The organism is Streptomyces sp. JW3, assembly GCF_052216785.1.
Lineage (GTDB): Bacteria > Actinomycetota > Actinomycetes > Streptomycetales > Streptomycetaceae > Streptomyces.
Genome location: NZ_JBQOUX010000226.1, coordinates 1 through 2196, shown reverse-complemented (window position 1 = coordinate 2196; position 2196 = coordinate 1). Strand labels below are relative to the sequence as shown.

1 protein-coding gene is annotated in these 2196 nt (G+C 69.4%); it reads left to right on the top strand.

Going from position 1 to position 2196, the window contains the following annotated elements; all coding sequences use genetic code 11:
* Window positions 1-2196 (top strand): ricin-type beta-trefoil lectin domain protein (locus ACTT8P_RS38170; protein ID WP_442836381.1); only part of this gene is annotated, 2196 nt, incomplete at both ends.

The following is a 2196-nucleotide window of genomic DNA, read 5'->3' as shown; positions in this document are numbered from 1 at the left end:
GAACGCCAGAAGCAGGACCCGGCGGTCGGCGGCGGACGCCTGATCACCGACATCCTGTACAGCGCCAACGGCACCATCGCCCAGACCAACAACGCGTACTACGACGTCGGCGACCCCTCCACGGTCCTGTTCGAACTGGCCTCGGACTACCAGGTCCCGAACGCCACCCTCTACGCGTACGACGGCCTGGGCCGCACCCTTACCGAAACCCCGTACCTGAACGGGGCGGAGGCGTCCGCCAAGACCACCACCTACGAGTACGGCCTCGACTACTCCACCGTCATCAACCCGGAGGGCGCCACCGCCCAGCGCACCTGGTCCGACGCCCTGGGCCGCACGGTCCGCGTCGACACCTTCACGGACGCGCTGCGCGCCGCGCACCGCTCTACGACGTACACCTTCGACGATCGCGGCGACCAGGTCGAGGCCAAGGACACCGAAGGCAACACCTGGAGCTGGACGTACGACGCCCGCGGCCGGCAGACCGAGGCGGTCGACCCGGACACCGGCACGACGACCACCGAGTACGACATCCTGGACCGCCCCACCCTGGTCACCGACGAAAACGGCACCGTCGCCACGACGTACGACAAGCTGTCCCGCCCGATCGAGCAGCACGAGGGCTCGACCACCGGCACCCTCCTCACCAAGACGGTCTACGACACCCTCATCGGCGGCGCCGGCCTGTCCACCTCGCAGACCCGCTACACCGACGGCCTCGCCTACACCACCGCGGTCACCGGCTACACCGCCGACTACCAGCCGACCGGCCAGGAGATCAGCATCCCCGAGTCGGTCGCCATGGCCTACGGCCTGCAACCGACCTACCGCTACAGCTTCGAGTACTCCGACACCGGCGTCCTGGAGGCGACCAACCTCCCCGCCGTGGGCACCCTGCCCGCCGAGAAGCTGGTCGTCCGCTACAACGAGGACGGCCTGCCGGTCTCCACCTCCGGCACCGAGTGGTACACGGCGGACACCTCGTACTCCCCGTACGGCCAGGTGCTGCGCACGGTCAGCGGCGAGAACCCGAACCGGGTCTGGACGACGAACCTCTTCGACGAGGCGACGGGCGAACTGACCCAGGCCATCGTGGACCGCGAGTCCACCAGCGACACCACCGCCGTCACCGGCCACCGCGTCAACGCCCGCAGCTACACCTACGACCCGGCCGGCAACGTCACCTCCATCGCGGACCGGGCCAACTCGGTCACCGACCTCCAGTGCTTCGACTACGACGCGCTGGGCCAGCTCACCGAGGCATGGACGGCACCGACGGCGTGCAAGGCAACCGGCCAGAGCGCGGCGGCTCCGTCCTACTCGGACGGCACGACCAACGTCACGGCCGCCAACAGCGGCTACTGGCAGAGCTACGAGTACGACGCACTCGGCAACCGCACCAAACTGGTCGCACACGACCCGGCCCTGGACACCACCGCCGACGCCACCACCTCGTACACATACGGCAAGGGGGACGGCACCCAGCCGCACACCCTGACCGGCATGTCCTCGACCTACAAGGCGGACTCCGGCGCCCAGGTCACCGAGGCGACCGCACTGACGTACGACGACGCGGGCAACACGACGACCCGCACGTACGACGGTTCGGAACAGGCACTGTCCTGGACCTGGGACGGCCAGGTCGAGAAGATCACCGGCTTCGGCGAGAACGGCGCCGGCGCCTGGCAGGGCCTGGCCGACAAGTGCCTGGACCTGTCCAGCGCCCTCACAACCGCCGGCACCCCCCTCCAGCTCTACTCCTGCAATGGCAGCAAGGCCCAGAAATTCCGCATCGACTCAGCCTCTTCCGCCGACCCGTCGACGGGCGCCCTGAAGATCCTCGGCAAGTGCGCGGTCCCGAAGGACGGCGCCACGGCGGCCGGCACCGCGGTCGTCATCGCCGACTGCACCGGGACGGCGGCCCAGCAGTGGACGGCGACCGCCACCGGCACGCTCAAGCACATCGCGTCGGGCAAGTGCCTGGACGTACCGTCCGCCAACTCGGCCGACGGCACCGACCTGCAACTCAACACCTGTGGTACCGGCGCGGGCCAGCAGTGGGTGCCGGACAACGAGACGAGGTACGTCTACGGCGGTGACGGCTCCCGCCTGATGGCGGTCTCCGGCACCGAACGCACCCTGTACCTGGGCGAGGCGACGATCTCCGTCAACGCGGCCGGCGCCCCCGCCTACACC